10 protein-coding genes and 1 tRNA gene are annotated in these 14,903 nt (G+C 67.3%); 3 read left to right on the forward strand and 8 right to left on the reverse strand.

Features of this window, described 5'->3' with window-relative positions; all coding sequences use genetic code 11:
- Window positions 1-69 precede the first annotated feature (69 nt).
- A complete protein-coding gene (locus tag ACFW0G_RS12955; protein WP_378325262.1) occupies window positions 70-630 on the forward strand; it encodes a TetR/AcrR family transcriptional regulator in 561 nt (186 codons plus the stop codon).
- Between the two features lie 32 nt (window positions 631-662).
- Here ACFW0G_RS12955 and ACFW0G_RS12960 read toward each other — a convergent pair whose 3' ends face one another.
- Both ACFW0G_RS12960 and ACFW0G_RS12965 read right to left on the reverse strand, forming a co-directional pair.
- Window positions 663-1,376 carry a hypothetical protein gene (locus ACFW0G_RS12960; RefSeq protein ID WP_378325263.1) on the reverse strand — a complete coding sequence of 238 codons (714 nt, stop codon included), beginning with the start codon at window positions 1,374-1,376 and terminating at the stop codon, window positions 663-665.
- 1,095 nt (window positions 1,377-2,471) lie between these two features.
- Complete coding sequence (locus tag ACFW0G_RS12965; protein WP_378325265.1) at window positions 2,472-3,434, reverse strand: helix-turn-helix transcriptional regulator; 963 nt, start codon at window positions 3,432-3,434, stop codon at window positions 2,472-2,474.
- Window positions 3,435-3,747: 313 nt separating this feature from the next.
- On the opposite strand from ACFW0G_RS12965, the gene ACFW0G_RS12970 reads away from it, so the two are divergent.
- Window positions 3,748-4,320 (forward strand): zinc ribbon domain-containing protein, encoded by a 573-nt coding sequence (locus ACFW0G_RS12970; RefSeq protein WP_378325399.1) that lies wholly within the window; start codon window positions 3,748-3,750, stop codon window positions 4,318-4,320.
- Between the two features lie 446 nt (window positions 4,321-4,766).
- On the opposite strand, the gene ACFW0G_RS12975 is transcribed toward ACFW0G_RS12970, so the two are convergent.
- The 6 genes from ACFW0G_RS12975 to ACFW0G_RS13000 form a co-directional block, all read right to left on the reverse strand.
- Window positions 4,767-5,171 (reverse strand): hypothetical protein, encoded by a 405-nt coding sequence (locus tag ACFW0G_RS12975; protein WP_378325266.1) that lies wholly within the window; start codon window positions 5,169-5,171, stop codon window positions 4,767-4,769.
- 332 nt (window positions 5,172-5,503) lie between these two features.
- Entirely contained in the window at window positions 5,504-8,287 is a 2,784-nt protein-coding gene (locus ACFW0G_RS12980) for an AAA domain-containing protein (protein ID WP_378325268.1), read from the reverse strand.
- A 69-nt stretch (window positions 8,288-8,356) separates the two neighbouring features.
- Window positions 8,357-9,118: a DISARM system phospholipase D-like protein DrmC gene (drmC, locus tag ACFW0G_RS12985; RefSeq protein WP_378325269.1), complete on the reverse strand. Its 762-nt coding sequence runs from the start codon at window positions 9,116-9,118 to the stop codon at window positions 8,357-8,359.
- Entirely contained in the window at window positions 9,115-9,693 is a 579-nt protein-coding gene (gene drmB / locus ACFW0G_RS12990; RefSeq protein WP_378325401.1) for a DrmB family protein, read from the reverse strand. Before drmB ends, drmC begins: the two co-directional genes overlap by 4 nt.
- A 118-nt stretch (window positions 9,694-9,811) precedes the next feature.
- Window positions 9,812-9,895: transfer RNA gene (locus ACFW0G_RS12995), tRNA-Leu, on the reverse strand.
- Between the two features lie 177 nt (window positions 9,896-10,072).
- On the reverse strand, window positions 10,073-10,495 hold the full coding sequence (locus ACFW0G_RS13000) for a hypothetical protein (protein WP_378325270.1): 423 nt from the start codon (window positions 10,493-10,495) through the stop codon (window positions 10,073-10,075).
- 329 nt (window positions 10,496-10,824) lie between these two features.
- Here ACFW0G_RS13000 and ACFW0G_RS13005 point away from each other — a divergent pair, with 329 nt between their 5' ends.
- Window positions 10,825-14,850 carry a glycoside hydrolase family 2 TIM barrel-domain containing protein gene (locus ACFW0G_RS13005; protein WP_378325271.1) on the forward strand — a complete coding sequence of 1,342 codons (4,026 nt, stop codon included), beginning with the start codon at window positions 10,825-10,827 and terminating at the stop codon, window positions 14,848-14,850.
- The last annotated feature ends 53 nt before the right edge of the window (window positions 14,851-14,903 follow it).

Consider the following 14,903-nt stretch of genomic DNA (forward strand, 5'->3'; position numbering starts at 1 on the left):
AGGTAAAACACCACGGTGATGTAGCGGATATCGGCACCAAGCGCTACATCGGCGAGTATCTTGGTGACGATGAGAGCCGACGCCGCGCGTAACCTCGAGCTCGTGCTGACCACGGGGGCTCGCATGCTCGCCGACGAACCCGCGACCAGCGTCGCCGCGATCGCGGCCGAGGCGGGCGTGGACCGCCGCACCGTGTACCGGCGGTTCGCCGGACGGGACGAACTGCTGGCGGCGGTGTACGAGGCACGGCTGGACGCGATCGAGGCGGCGATCGAGGCCGCCCGGCTCCGCGTGGCGCCTGTGCCGGTCGCGCTGCACCGGTACGTCGAGGGGATCATCGGCGTGAATCGCAAGTGGCCGGTCGAACTCAGCAAGATGCGGGCGGTGCCGGAGATCTGGGAGCGGCGGCTGCGGGCGGTCGACGAGGTCGAACGGTTTCTCCAGCGGGCCACCGAGGACGGATTGCTCCGCCCCGGCCTGCCCGACCGCTGGCCGGGGCGTGTGCTCGGGCAGCTGCTGCGCCTGGCGTCACGCGAACTCCCCGACCTGAGCGACGCGCACGCCGCTGATGTCGTTGTGGACACGTTCCTGCGGGGTTTCGGCGCGGAGCAGGGGGGGCGCGAGCCGTAGCAGTTGAGCCCTGCCGCCGGGACGGCGGGAGCTCAGTTCCCTTCGCGCGGGGCCATGAGCAGGGGCAGCCGCCGGAGGTCGTCCAGGGTGAGCCGGAACCCGGCCAGCGCGCACACCACGCGCCAGTTCCGGCCGCAGTCCAGATACTCCTCGTCGATGTCGTCGATCCCGTCGTCCGGGTCTTCGAGACCGGAGGCGCGCAGGTCGGCGAGGTCGAAGAATCCGGCGGCGTCGACCGCGGGACGGAGTTCGGCGGGCAGCCGGTCGCCGTCGAGGTCGGGGTCGATGCCTTCCGCGGTGCTGAACACCAGCATCCCGTCGACGCCGTAGTCGAGACCGGTGTCGCCGTTGATGGTCCAGTTCGCCATCGCCGCCACACCACCTGCCGCTGACAGCACGGCCGCCGCCTCGATGTCGTCCGGCCCGGCGGCGTAGGTCAGGCCCGCGTCGTCGTAGACGAACGTCCAGGCGCCGGCCCGCCCTGCCAGCAGAACGGTTCCGTCCTCCGGCGCGTCCGTGCCGAGTGCGGCCTGCGGCAGGCTGGTCCACTCGTCCGGCTTGGCCGCGGGCAGGACGCACGGGACGATCCGGTCGGGTTCGGCACCCAGAACCCGCAGCGCGGTCCGGGGATCGAGGTCGCGGACCACGTGCACCAGATGGTTCGGGTCGTCGCCGGCCAGCTCCTTGGACCAGACCGGGAAGCCGGACTCGTCGAGGGCGCCGGGCGGGAAGCCGGGTGTCGCCATGGGACGGAGTCAACCTGGGGCGGGTGGACGAACGATCGACAGCCGCCGTATACGCGCGGTCGGCAAGTCCGGTGAGACCGGGGACCGGCCACTGACGGGCCGCATCGCCGTCGTCACGGGAGCCTGCCGATCGACCATGCGGATCCTCGGGGATTACGCTGGATCGGGCGCCGTGGCGGTCACAGTCTTGGCGTTCCATTGGGGTTGGTGCCGTGGTCTTGAGTGTCGCGAACGCTCCGTTCGGGACGTTGATCGTCGGCAACGGCGCGTTCTCGCCTCGGGACGTCAGGTCAGAGGAGGTAGGCGGCGGTCGTGGCGACGGCAAAGATTCCCCAGGCAGTGGTGACCCAACGAAAGGGGGAGTGGCCTTTGCCGAGTGCATTGCCGGAGCCAATAGCGCCGACGAGCAGCCCTGCCACCAGCCCCAGCCCCGGTAGGCCGGCGACGAGGCCTGGGCCCAGGGCCATGCAGGGTGTGCTGCGCTCTGAGCCGCTGCGGCGAGCGTCGTCACCCCGGATCTCAACTGCGTCCACATCGAGTACCGGGCGATGGCCACGGCTTCATCCTGAGTGAGATTCTCGATCTGCTCGTGAAAAGAGTCGAACACTATCGATATCTGGTGAATATCGCCCCCGAGCGCCATGAACGCCGGTTTGTCTTCACGGTTCGAGGACGGGCGCAGATCCGGCCGGCGCGAGGTAACCGCACCGAGTCGAACGAACCGATGCGCTCATTCACATATTGGTACAACGCTTCGGGGTCCCGACAGACCACCATGGCCACGAGGTTGGCGGTTCCGGTGATCAACAACGCCGGGAACACCGATCATGGGATAGACCCTCTGGTTGAGCCACCACGAAGTCGCACAAGGTAGTTGCGCCGTGGGCCTTGCGCAGGGCTAGTCCGACTGTCGCCTGCCACTGTTGTGGGACCACCACGTCGCCAGTCATGGGACCACCGACAGCAGCGCAGACGTGGAACAGGTTCTCGTGCCGTCGGTTGGCGAAGGCCGTGTTCCCGAACGGCCGGTATGCGGCATGTGCGGACGTTCGGGTGCTGGATGTGGGTTCCGGGTTGGCCGTGTCCGGGGTTGGGTCAGGGTGCGCCGCGACAGAGTGTGCGGTAGGGCGGGCAGCCGTAGGCGGTGCGATAGTGGTGGGCGAAGCGGCCGGGATGGAAGAAGCCCCAGCGGGCGGCGATCTCGGTGACCGTGGCGCCGGTGGTGGGATCGGCGGCCAGCAACTCCCGGTGTGCGTGCTGGAGGCGGGCCTGGCGGAGATATCCCATCGGGGTGGTGCCGAGGTGGCGGCGGAAGGCGTGCTGGACGGCGCGGATGGTGGTGCGTGCGGTGGCGGCGACGTCCGCGGCGCTGATGTCTTCGTGGGCGTGGTCGTCGATGAACGTGATCGCCCGGCGCAGGGCGGCCGGGCGCGCGTCGTGGCGGTCCTCGATGGTGGGGTCGGTCAGCGCGGTGCTGGGGAAGGCGGTCAGCACCGTGGCCGCCAGCAGCTGGGACGCGGTGGAGGCGATCAACGGGGCGTCCCGGATCGCCGGGTCGGAGGCCACCTGCTCGCGCAGGAACGCCATGGTGTGCAGCAGATGGCGCCCGGCGGCGGGGGAGATCGGCCGGTGACCGGTCAACCGCACCGGCTCCGCGGTGCGGGCGGGCGCGGTGTCGGCCACCCGGGACAGTAATGACGGTTCCAGCAGGGCGCAGCTGTAGCGCGCCCTGCTGATCCGGCCGGCGAAAGGCAGCTCAGGCAGGGCGGCCAGGAACACCTCGCCCGGGCCGTGGCTGTCCCGGACACCGCCGACGTCCCAACGTGGGAAGGAACCGGACTCCACCACGAGCGCGCAGAAGCGGCCCGTCGGGTTGACGACGTAGTCCAGTTCGAGGTCGAAGTCCACCTGGTCCAGGCTGACCGGCCCCAACGGGTACTGGGTGATCCGGGCCCGGTACGGCTGCTCCTGACGGCCGTTGAACCGCGACGACGCGTAGCTGGCGCTGCAGAACTCCTCGATCTCCTCCAGGTCGCGGCTCTCGAAACCTACGTTCACAGTCTTCCCATATCCCCGTCACCGGTAACCCATCGTTGACGGGGGCAGGGTGGCGGTGTCGCGTCAATCATCGAGGCGCTCCTTGGCGGGCACGGCGGCGCGGGTCCTGGCATCGCCTGTGGGGCACCAAGACTGGCCCTGCCCGCCCACGAACGACAGCCCTCAGCCGGGGTGACCACCCGGTCGGAGCACAGACCCGGGACACGGTGTCGGCGGACGTCGCAGCGGTCGAGGCTCGGGTGCCGTGCGATGGAACGCCGCGGGGGAGTGGGAGGTGTCCGAGCGTCTGGCTCATCCGCCATTGGTCGACGAGATGACATTCATCGCCGTGCAGCGGATCCGCGCCGGGCGGCATACGAAGGACGGCGGTACGCGCGAGTACGTGTTGTCCGGGCTGGTTGTGTGCGGGGTGTGTGGTCGGCGGATGGAGGCGCTTTGGGTTCACGGCCGCGCGGGGTATCGGTGCCGTCGCGGGTACAGCACCGCCGCACCGCGACCGGACGACGGGCCGCGCAACGTCTACGTCCGCGAGGAACATCTTCTGCAGACTGTGGCAGGTCTGTTTCCGGCGGACGGACGGGCCGGCGACCGCAGCCCGCGCGAGATGCGGGAGAACCTGTGTCGTCGCGGGCTGGAAATCTGCTGCGGTCGCGAGACTCGCGAACTCCGGCCAGCTGTCGCGCGACAGACTGTCTGCCCGGCACAACCACCGGACCAGCTCACTCTCGAGCTCGACTGCAGCCGCCACGCAGGGACAGCACCGGACAGAGGCCGCCGAAGAGGTCTATCGTGCATTCCCGCCGTCGACGAGCGACCGATACCATCAGACTGCGGTAGCCGTGTACTGGCACAAATTTACCCTACGGATCCGAAACCCGTGGGGTAAGGGAGTCTCCGAGACTCGAATACATGTTCGTAGCATCCCTGCGCAGGATGCGTGTTCATGCGACGGACCATAGCTGTAGATCATGGCCGAGCGCCAGCCGGTGTTCATCGATCTCGCTGGTCAAGATGCTTATCTCTCAACGGGTTTGGGTCAGTAAGTGGTGTCGGGTCGGTGCTCTGATGGTGCCTGAGAGGTTGCCGCAGTCATCATCGAGGTGTTCAAGTTGCCCTCGAAGCAGCTAGAGCGCCTGGTGCGGGCGCCTTGTCCAGGCGTCCCACGTGCTGTTCGTGGATACTCGTTGGTGCGGGAAGATTCACCGACTTTGTGGTCCGAGGACGATCATGCGTGTTAACCACAACGCTCACGCTGGGTGACTGGTGAGGCACGCTGATCAAGGCGGTATGGGAGCGGCAGCGGGCTGTGTCAACGCCGGGCGCTCGGTGCGGCTACTTCGTGGCAAGTGTGACGGCGGCGACGAGTGCGGACCCGGTGCCGGCCATGGCGCTGACAGCTGCAGCGGCGTTGGCTGTGTTGCTCCAGAATTTGCCGAACAATTCGCCCCATTTGCTGGCGCGAAATGCCATTTTCAGCTTCTGCGACTTGTGCTCGCGTAGGGAACATCCAAGCAGCAACCCGTTGGAGTTCCGGCGGCAGGCGAGTCCTTCGCGTGTCGTAGCCATACACCATGTAGGCACCGCAAAGAGCGTGTACAGGATGGTCAGGGACGAGGCGATCAGGATGAAGGCCGCGCTCATGTTGCCCGACGTCCAGCCGTACACGATGACCGGCAACAACAGGTAGCCGAAGTAGCGGCCTACGATCCCGGACGACTTCTTCCGTTTCCTCCCCATGTGTTCCTATCGTAAGGTCCACTCCCGTCCGGTAAAGACCCTGAATGTGTGCGGTCCTGACGGATCACAATCACCTGACACTGAAGAACGCCAGTGTAACTGGTTCTCCTGCCAAGCAAACGTACTCGCCTGGACTAGACCGCGACTACGTTCGGTGACATCCGCTGATCTGGCCGCCAAATCCAACCAAACCGCCATGAAGCCCTAGCGGGATCAGAGAGCCAGCCGTTCAGGCGGAAGTGTTGCGCAGTCGGAGGGCGCAGCCGCCGACTGTCGGTGCTGGCTGCTGTCTCAAGCGGCGGGACGGCGGCGCCGAGCAGTGTCTGACGTGATTACTGGGCTGAGCGGTGGTCCCAGTGGGCTTCGGCTCTGGTCAATGCGTCCCGGATTCGTTGCGGCTCGCCGCTGCCGGTGGTCGGCAACCGCAGCAGGGGTAAGTCGTGCACGCGCAGGATCTCGTTCTTGAGTACATCCCGCTTCAGCTGCGTCGGCTTGTTTTCGTGGAATTCGAACCCGTCGACCTCGATGGCCAGCAGTGGTCGGTTGGTGACCCGGTTGTACACGACGAAGTCGAGGGACGCTCGGTTTCTCACGTAGGCGGCTTGGTCCGGGGTGAGCCGCTCGAGGTTGGGCAGGAGATTCTTCAGGAGGACCTGGGGAATCGCCGTCAGGTGCGTATAGTCCGGCTCGGTGAAGATGTCGTTCAGCACGGTCCAGATGATGTTCTCGGATGGGTATTTGAACTTCTTCCCCAGTCGTGCGGCGAGCGGGCGCAGTCGCTGCGAGTACGCGGAGTAGAGCAGGTCGAAGACGGAGACCACCGCGCTGTCGACGACTTCGTCGCCGGGGTTGTGGTAGCGGATGTAGCCGACCAGGTCCTGGATGTGCCGGCTGGTGGGCAGCATGTCGTTGTTGGTCACGAGGATGAACCGCCGAATCGCCCGCGACACCGCGACATTGATCATCTGCGGGTCGTCCACGAAGGGCAGCCCGGTGCGGCCGCGCCAGGTCTCGTCCAGAACTGTGGTCAGGATGACTACTTGTTTCTGCCGGCCCTGGAAACGGTGGATGGTGTCGGCTTCGACCTGGTCGAGCACGTCACTGGTCTTGTCGGCCTGCAGGCGGTAGGGCGTGGTGACCCCGATGTCGGTGTCGGCGAAGCCCGGGCAGTGGTCGCGGATCACCTCCTGGGCGATGATGTCCACCTCGCGTTGGTTGGAGCGGCCTCCCCCGCGGTGCTGGCGCATGTGATTGCCCTCGACGGTGCGCACCACGATCATCGGCTGCTCGGCGCCGCCGGTGGTGTACGGGATCAGGTCGCCGTCGTAGAACTTCTTGTTGCAGAATCCGATGATGACCGGGTCGCACCGGTAGTGCTCCCGTAGCAGCGCACTGGGCAGCTCGGCCCCGTACATTTCCGACAACGAGGACAGGAGATTGTGCCGCCGGCAGTCGTAGGCCGGCATCGGCGGCGTGAGGTCGGCCGCGGCCTCGACGGGGATAGGCGGGAGTTGCTTCTGGTCGCCGACAACGACGACATTGCGGGCGCACGACATCGCCAGACCGGCCGTCAGCAGGTTGACCTGGGAAGCCTCGTCGATGATGAGGTAGTCGAGCAGGTATCCGTCGGAGATGCTGGCCCGCAGCGAATGGCAGGTGCTCAGCAACGCCGGGTAGTCCTCGATGAAGCTCGCGAACGCACGGCCGCTTCGGTAGGAATCCGCGTCATAGGTGGTCCGCGCCAGTTTCCGGTATCGATCGGCGAGCTCGGCGTGGAAGAACCGGGCCGACAACTGCTGGTGTTCTCGGGCGAGCCGGTCGAAGTCGGCGCGCCGCAGCCGACCGTCGACCAGTTCGATCTCCCGTTCCAGTTCGGCGATTCGCCGGGTGTAGTACGCCAGCTGCAGCCGGAGCACGACGTCGGTGTCGGCCGGGTCGAGCGACTGCAGGGACCCGTACTTGAAGTACTTCCCGATCCGCCGGAGCAGCCCGGGGCGCGCGCCCGCCAGTTCCACCTGGGTCTCAGCTAGGTATTCGATGATCCGGTCGGCCGACTTCTTCAGCAGGGGAAGCCGTTCCAGATCGGGAAGTCGTACCTGCTGCAAATGATCTTCGAAGTGCCGCAGTTCGAGCCGGTGGGCATCGAGTGCCTTGCGCCGGTCCGCCCGGACGCGTTCGTCCTCCTGCAGCCCACGCAGGCGCCGGTCCAGCTCCGCCAGCTGTGCCGGCTCAGGCGATTTCGGGGCAGCGGCCACGAACTGTGAGACAGCCGCGTTTCGAATCGTCTGCCCCGCAAAGAACTCCTCTCGCTTCTGTTTGCGGCCGAGGTTGCCGAGCACATGTCCGAACCCGAGTTCGCCGAGTTTGTCGCGGACGTTGTCGACGGCGGCGTTGCCGAACGAGACGATGCCGACGGTCTTGCGCTGCACCGCGACGATGGTGGCGATCAGGTTGAGGATCGTCTCGGTTTTCCCGGTGCCCGGTGGTCCTTCGATCACCGAGACCGATCGGCTCAGGGCGTTCTCGACGGCCTGGCGCTGACTCAGGTTGCAGCGGAACGGAAAGATCGGGGCGACGTCCACCGGCCGCGACACGATCGGCGCTCCGGCAAGGTAGGACCCGAGCGCGCTTTCCGGGTGGACGAAGGTGAGCCGGCCATAGGGCGGTCGCAATGAATCGTCGGCGTCGAGCCGGGAGACGATCGTGCGCCAATAGCGCATCACGTCGTCGACACGCGGGACAGCGGTCCCCGAGGCGATGACGCGGACCTGTCCAGCGGGGTAGGTCTGGTACTTCTCGCCTGCGCGGGTTCGATAGAAGACCCGGCACCACGCGCTGTGGGCGCCGGTGAAGGTGACAGTCTCGGTCGCGCTGTCCCAGATGCTGCCGCCGACTTCGACCCGGTCTTCGCCCGCCATGACACGTTGCACCGGATTGCGCAGGATCTGCACGCGGTCCGGCCCGTAGGTAAAAAGCCTGCTCCGGTTGGCGAAGACGATCCCGATTCGCTGCCCCACGGGCTGAAACTCGTATCGCGCGATCTTTCGGGTCTCGTCCTCGAAGACGCCGGTTTCACGGTTGCGGATCAGCACCATTTCGCTGCGCGGATCGATCACCTCCCCATGCTCCCACAGCAGGCCGACTCGGAAGGCCAGAACGGACGGACGAGCGGGTTCGCAGGAGGATCATTGGCTGGTAGCCGGCAGTCGCTTCAATACCTTCGTGGCTTGAAGTTCGGCGATGTGCTCTGCGGCTCGGCGAGGGGTATGGCCTCCGCGAACAAGGAGCCCGGCTTCGATGTTCTTGGCCACGCCGGACTGGGTGAGATTGGCGCTGGAGACCAGCAGAACGCGGCGGTCGGCGACGGCGAGCTTGGCGTGCATCTTGGACCCTGTTTCGGTGCGCTGCGGGACGGGCCAGTGCCAGAGCTGGACGCCGGGAATCGCGGCGAACGCCGCAGCCGGTTCTGCCCCGACCAGCGCGCTGCCTGCACTTTGCAGGGTCTCGACGACGGTGGTGATCTCGACGCCGCGTGCGCGGGCGTCGGCGAGGGCCGTGCGAATGTCGGGGTGGGGCTTGGCCGAGTAGGTCATGAGCAGGAGTTCATGCCGCGCTTGCGTGATGAGTTCGGTCAGCGCTTGTGCCGTGGCCCGGACGGGTACGGAGTGGCTGCTGGGTCCGGTCCACACGGTTTCCACGCTCACGGCTGCGGTCAGTTGTTCGTAGGCTGCCGCGAGTCCGCGCAGGTAGGCGGCAGCTTCCGCGTTGCCGACGGACTTGTCGCGCGTCGCGAGAACGGGTGCTGCGGTCTCACTCAGGGCGTAGCCGATCCAGTCGAGGACTGCCGCGTCCGGCCAGCCGGATCCGATGCGGTCAGCCAGGCCGCGCAGTGCGGCGACTTCCAGGTGGGGCGCCGCTGCGGCGGCGGCCTGCTCGAACGGGTTCATGGCAGCTCGGGGAACAGGGCGAGCTTGGGGTCGTCGATCGGTACTACGAAGCGGCGGTCGAGGAAGCGATTGCCGCGCTCGCAGGTGGTTTCCGAGACGAACAGGCAGACGTGGCAGGCCGCGCCGTGCAGAAAGTCGGCAGGCGGCTGCGGCAGCCTTTCCTTGCACAGCGGGTCGGACGAGCACCGCTTCGCGTCGTGCAGGGCGCGTCGGGTCAGGCGCACAAGCCGTTCGGGCTCAGCCTGGGAAACCAGCCCACCGAGGCTGCCTTCGGCGTCCGGCACTGCGGTGTAGACCGGGATGCCACTGCGGGGGGCGTCCTCGTTTCCGGCGTAGATCCGCTCGGACAGGCTCGCCGCGTTGTAACCGCAGTCGAGCGCGATGGTTCGGATGAGCAAGTGGGCCAAGGTGTGCAGTGCGATATAGCGTGCGCCTGGCCAGTGCAGCATGGGGTCGAACTGCGCGGGGATACGGTCGGAGTAGCGGTTCTTGCGGAACTCGGCGTAGGCGTCCTTGTGGCAGCATCTACATCCGTGAGGACGTCCTTGGTGACAGACTTCGCTGCTGCCTGGAATGCCCGCCGCGCACCGACCACGCCGAACTCGCGAGAATCCTCCACACGGGAGGCCAGTCGATTATTTACGATCGCAGCGGCCTCCGGCTCGAACCGGCCCGCGCCGTGGGGTAATTGAGTGTCCGAGGGGGGACTTGAACCCCCACGCCCGTTAAGGGCACTAGCACCTCAAGCTAGCGCGTCTGCCATTCCGCCACTCGGACCTGCTGGTGAAAGAGTATACGTCCGCCTGGAGTGGACCTTCAGTGGGGTGGTTGTCAGCGGGAGCGGGGAGCCGGAATGATCGCGCGGTTCTGTGCTGTGAGGGTGTCGTGAGCTGTGGTGATGTGACGTGGGCGCCCTCGGTCAGGCGGACTGGACCGAGGGCGGGCCCGTGGTGGTTACACGGTGGAGTCGGTCGACACCGGGGTGTGGGGAAGTGCGCCGAGTAGGCTGACCGCCTCCGAGAGGCGTGTCGGCCAGCGGTCGACGAGGGTGGTCCAGGCAGTGCGCAGGCCGACGTCTTGGGCGAGGACCAGTAGCGGAGGGGTGCCCCAGCGGGTCGCCAGGACGACGCCGGGCCGGTCGTGGTCGGTGGGGAGGTCCGGCAGGAAGGTGATCGCCCAGGTGAAGTCGGTGCCGGTGACATCGTCGATCAGGCCCCGGTGGGCGGCGGTGTAACAGCGCAGGCGGTGCCGTCGTGACATCTCCAGTGGCAGGGCGGCATCCGGGTGGGCCGCGTTGTAGGCCTCGGCGGAGGCATACAGGCGGCCACGGGTGTTCATGCGCGGCTCGCGTGTGCTGTCGTTCGGTCCTGTCGCCATCCGCGTCTCCTTAGCGTTCCCCTCCGCGCCCCCGCGGAGGGTCATGTGTGGGGATGACGCTGAGCAGTCGGAGACACGGCTGCGTCCCGATGTTCACCCGAATAGTTTAACCTTCATATAACTCGCCGTGACGGATGTCACGAAGTGGTGCACGGTTCGTGCGGGGAAGTCATCGGATGTAAGGCGTTTGGGTTAGTGGACGTGGTGTGCGTTCATGCAGGCCGAAGTGCTGGAAGATGTTGCTTTTATCGAGGTTGCGCGCAACTATGAGCATCCAGACATCGGATGAGCGGTGGTGGGGCATGCGGCGACGTCGAGGTGCGCTCTGGGTGGGTTTGGTGGCTGTGGTCGGCGGCCTGATCGTCGGGGCCGGGGACGCGGCAGGTGCCGAGACGGGGCCGGAGGTGCTGCATGCCGGTCCGGGCGGCTCGGGCATCGTGTGCTCGGCCGGGCGGCCGTGTTCGGTGGCCGCCGCGCGGCAGGTCGTGCGGGAGAGGATGGCCCATCCGCGCCGCGACGTGGTGGTGGAACTCGCCGGCGGGGACTACCGGATGGCCGCGCCGATGGAGCTGGACGCGGGTGATTCCGGCGCCGGCGGCCATACTGTCACCTGGCGCGCCGAGCGGGGAGCGCGGCCGCGGTTCACCGGGGCGATTCGGGTGACCGGCTGGACGACGCACGACGCCGGTACCTGGGTGGCCGACGTACCCGCCGGGACCCGGTCGCGGGACATGTCCGTCAACGGTGTGAGGGCCGAGAGGGCCAAGGGGCTCGGTTGTGGCAAGGACGTCTGCAAGCCGGACGCCACCGGGATCGGCGGCGTCGATCCGCGGATCGCCTCGTTCGCGCATCCCGAGGATCTGTGGCTCGTGACGAACTCGCGGTGGCGGGACTTCCACTGCGGCGTCACTTCGGTGAAGGGTGCCAAGGTGACCGTGGCGCAGCCGTGCTGGGACAACGCGAACGCGAAAACCCAGACAGGCTGGGAAAGTGCGAGTCCGTTGAAGGGCTGGCGTGGTGTCGACTGGTTCGAGAACGCGTACGAACTGCTGGGGCAGCCTGGCCAGTTCTTCCTCGACCAGCGCGAAAACAAGCTCTACTACGTCCCGCGGCCCGGTGAGAACCTGAAAACCGCCGACGTCGAGCTGGGCGTGTCCGAACAGCTGCTCGTCCTGAAAAACGTGCACGACGTGGCGTTCGAGGGACTGACGTTCACCGGCACGACGTGGCGTAACCCGGACACTCCCGAGGGATATGCCGGGGCACAGGCGGGTTACTACGTCAACGGCGTTCGCACCGGAACGATCGGCGGAGCGGGGGAGGACTACGCGCGCACGCCGGCGGCGGTCACGGTCACCGGCGGGCTCAGAGTCCGGTTCACCGGTGACACGTTCACCGGGCTCGGCGGCGCGGGGCTGGCGTTGGACGGTGGTACGCGGGACAGCGTCATCGAAAACAGCGTCTTCACCGACATCGCCGGTGGCGGCGTGTTCGTCGGCGACACGCAGCACGCATCGAGGGCGAAGACGGCCGGCAATGTGGTGCGGGGCAACACGATCACCTACATAGGCCGGGAATTTCGTGACGCCGTCGGCATCGTCGGGCTCTACAACGACGGGCTCACCGTCGATCGCAACACCGTCGAGCACGTGCCCTACACCGGGATCTCGGTCGGCTGGGGCTGGAACTTCGTCGGCGACACGCCGACGCAGCGCGACATTCTGGTGACCCACAACAGGATCGCGTACCACATGGGCAAGTTGTACGACGGCGGCGCGATCTACACGCAGGCCGTGTCGCCCGGCTCGCGCGTCGAAGGCAACGACATCGATTTCGCCGGCACCGATCACGGAAACGGCATCTACCACGACGAGAAGAGTTCGTACTACACGACGACGGCCAACGTGATCCGCAACGCGAAGAACGTGCCCGCCGAGTTCAACTGGATCTCGTCATGGGCCTCGTGGAGCACCAACCTGATCATCCGCGGCAACTGGACCGACGCGCCGCCCGCGCCGCCGCACAACCCGGGCCCCACCAAGCAATGGGGGCCGAACCAGATGGGCCTGACGAGCTTCCCCGAGGACGCCCGCCGGGTGATCGGGCAGGCTGGCGCCGCCGCGCCGCCGCAGGACCGGGCGGTGCGCTTCACTCAGCCCACCGGGACGGATCTCGCCGGACTGACCGACATCGAGGTCGCGGCGCCGTTCGACACCCGATCGGTTCGATTCTCCTGGGACGGCACGGCTTTCGCCGAGGTGACGCGCACCTATGCCGACGGCACCGGGCTCGCGCCGGTGTGGAAGACCACGACCGACGCGTCGTGGTTCACGCCTGGCAGCCACCGGCTCGTCGCCGAAGCGGTGACCGGTCAGGGCACGGTGACCGCCACCAAGACGGTGACGACCCGGCGTCCGCCCGGCGAACCGGGCGTGACGAACCTCGACGGGGACTGGAAATTCGCGCCCGCCGCGGAACTACCCGCGGGCGCGCTGGATGGCGATAGGCCGGCCGGCGTCGCTCCGGGGTTCGACGAGGGGGCGATGTCGCGGATCATGGTGCCGAGCAGCTACGGCGCGGTGCGGGCCCGCTGGAATGACGACGCGGGTCAGCTCGCCTTGTATCGCAAGGAGTTCAGCGCGAGGCCCGGCAAACAGGCGAGGCTGGTCTTCGAGTCCTGCTACTTCGCCTGCTCGTTCTTCGTCAACGGCACCAAGGTCGGCAGCGCGACCGGCGGATACCTCCCGGTCGAACTCGACGTCACCACCGCGCTGCGGCCGGGCCGCAACGTGCTCGCCGTCGTGCTGGACAACCGGGTTTCGACGATTCGCCCGTACGGGATCAACACCGATCTCTACTGGAACTGGGGTGGCCTGACCCAGGGCGTCCGCCTCGAGTACAGCGACCCGGGCACCTTGACCGGGGTCACCGCGCAGGCGGAAGCCGACGGGATGCTCACGGTGCGTGCCGATGCCGCGAACCCCGGCGCCGACCCGAAAGCGGTTCCGGCCGACGTGACCGTGCGCGACCCGGACGGCCGGATCGCGCTGCGGACGCACCAGACGTTCACCGTGCCCGCCGGCTCGGACGCGGCGGATCCGGTGACGCTGAAGGTCGACAAGCCGAGGTTGTGGTCAATGGCCGATCCCGCGCGCTACGAAGTCTCCGTAACTCCGGCGGCAGGGCGGCCCGTGACGACCCACGCCGGGTTCCGCACGATCGCCGTGCGCGGCTCCGACGTTGTCCTCAATGGACAGATCGTGCGGGATCTGCGTGGCTTCAATCGGCACGCCGACTACCCGGGGCTGGGTCGGACGCAACCCGACGGCCTCGCCGTGCGGGAGCTGGAAGTCATGCGCGCCAGGGGATTCACCCTCTTCCGGCCCGCGCACTACCCGACGACGCCCGCCGAGCTGGACGCCGCCGACCGGCTGGGCATGTTGGTGCTGGAGGAAATCCCTGTCACCCAGGCGAACGCCGCGCAGCTGGCGAGCGAGAAGACACGAACGTACGCCAAGGACCGGCTGTCGCGGATGATCCGGCGCGACCGCGGCCATCCGTCGATCTTCGCCTGGTCGGTCGGGAACGAGAACGCCACGAACACCGCCGAGGGCGCGTCCTATGTGGACGAGCTGATCCGCTACGGTCGTACGCGAGACGCGCAGAGGCTGTTCACGCATGTCAGCGCCTGGTTCGACAAGGACAAGGCGCTCGCCTCCGACGATTTCGTCGCGCTCAATCGCTACGATGGCTGGTACTACGGCAAGGCGACCGACATCGGCAAGGATGTCGACACCCTCCAACGGCTGTCCGGGGACAAACCCCTGGTGCTCAGCGAATACGGCGCCGAGGCGGTGAAGGACCGGCCGGGCACCGGCAAGGGAACCGAGCGCTACCAGGCGGAGTTCGTCGACATCCACAACCGGCAGCTGGAGGACCGCCCGCACTTCCTCGGCCAGATGTACTGGACGTCCACCGAGTTCGCGCTGACCCCGGCAGGGGGTGGTGGCAACCCGATCCCGGTGCCCGGCTTCCACAACAAGGGGCTGCTCACCTACGACCGCGCGGCGAACGGGGAGAAACTGGCCTGGCGCGTGCTCACCAGCCCGGTCCGGATCACCGCGGTGACCGCCCGCCGGGACGGCGGCGAGGCCGTGCTGACGGTGCGTCTCACCAGCGTCAGCGGACGTGCCTCCGAAGGGAACGTCCTCGTTGGGAGCGGCGTCCGGCCATTCCGGGTCCCGGCCGGGCAGGAGAGTTCCGTCGAACTCAGGGTGCCCACGATGTCGGGGGAGGTCAGGGCGGTCGTCGACGAGCACACCGAGGCGCTACCGCGGGAGTTCACCACGCAGTGATCCGATGTCCTGTACCTGAATCCCGAGACAATCCGGAGCGGACCCGCCATTGG

The sequence above is a fragment of the Amycolatopsis sp. NPDC058986 genome (genome assembly GCF_042741125.1).
Taxonomy (GTDB): Bacteria; Actinomycetota; Actinomycetes; order Mycobacteriales; family Pseudonocardiaceae; genus Amycolatopsis.

What these genes read in the sequence shown, in the direction of transcription:
- ACFW0G_RS12970 (WP_378325399.1), top strand. Translation starts at nt 3,748, where the DNA reads ATGACATTCATCGCCGTGCAGCGGATCCGCGCCGGGCGGCATACGAAG.
- ACFW0G_RS12975 (WP_378325266.1), bottom strand. Translation starts at nt 5,171, where the DNA reads ATGGGGAGGAAACGGAAGAAGTCGTCCGGGATCGTAGGCCGCTACTTC.
- ACFW0G_RS13000 (WP_378325270.1), bottom strand. Translation starts at nt 10,495, where the DNA reads ATGGCGACAGGACCGAACGACAGCACACGCGAGCCGCGCATGAACACC.
- drmC (WP_378325269.1), bottom strand. Translation starts at nt 9,118, where the DNA reads ATGAACCCGTTCGAGCAGGCCGCCGCCGCAGCGGCGCCCCACCTGGAA.
- ACFW0G_RS12955 (WP_378325262.1), top strand. Translation starts at nt 70, where the DNA reads ATGAGAGCCGACGCCGCGCGTAACCTCGAGCTCGTGCTGACCACGGGG.
- ACFW0G_RS12960 (WP_378325263.1), bottom strand. Translation starts at nt 1,376, where the DNA reads ATGGCGACACCCGGCTTCCCGCCCGGCGCCCTCGACGAGTCCGGCTTC.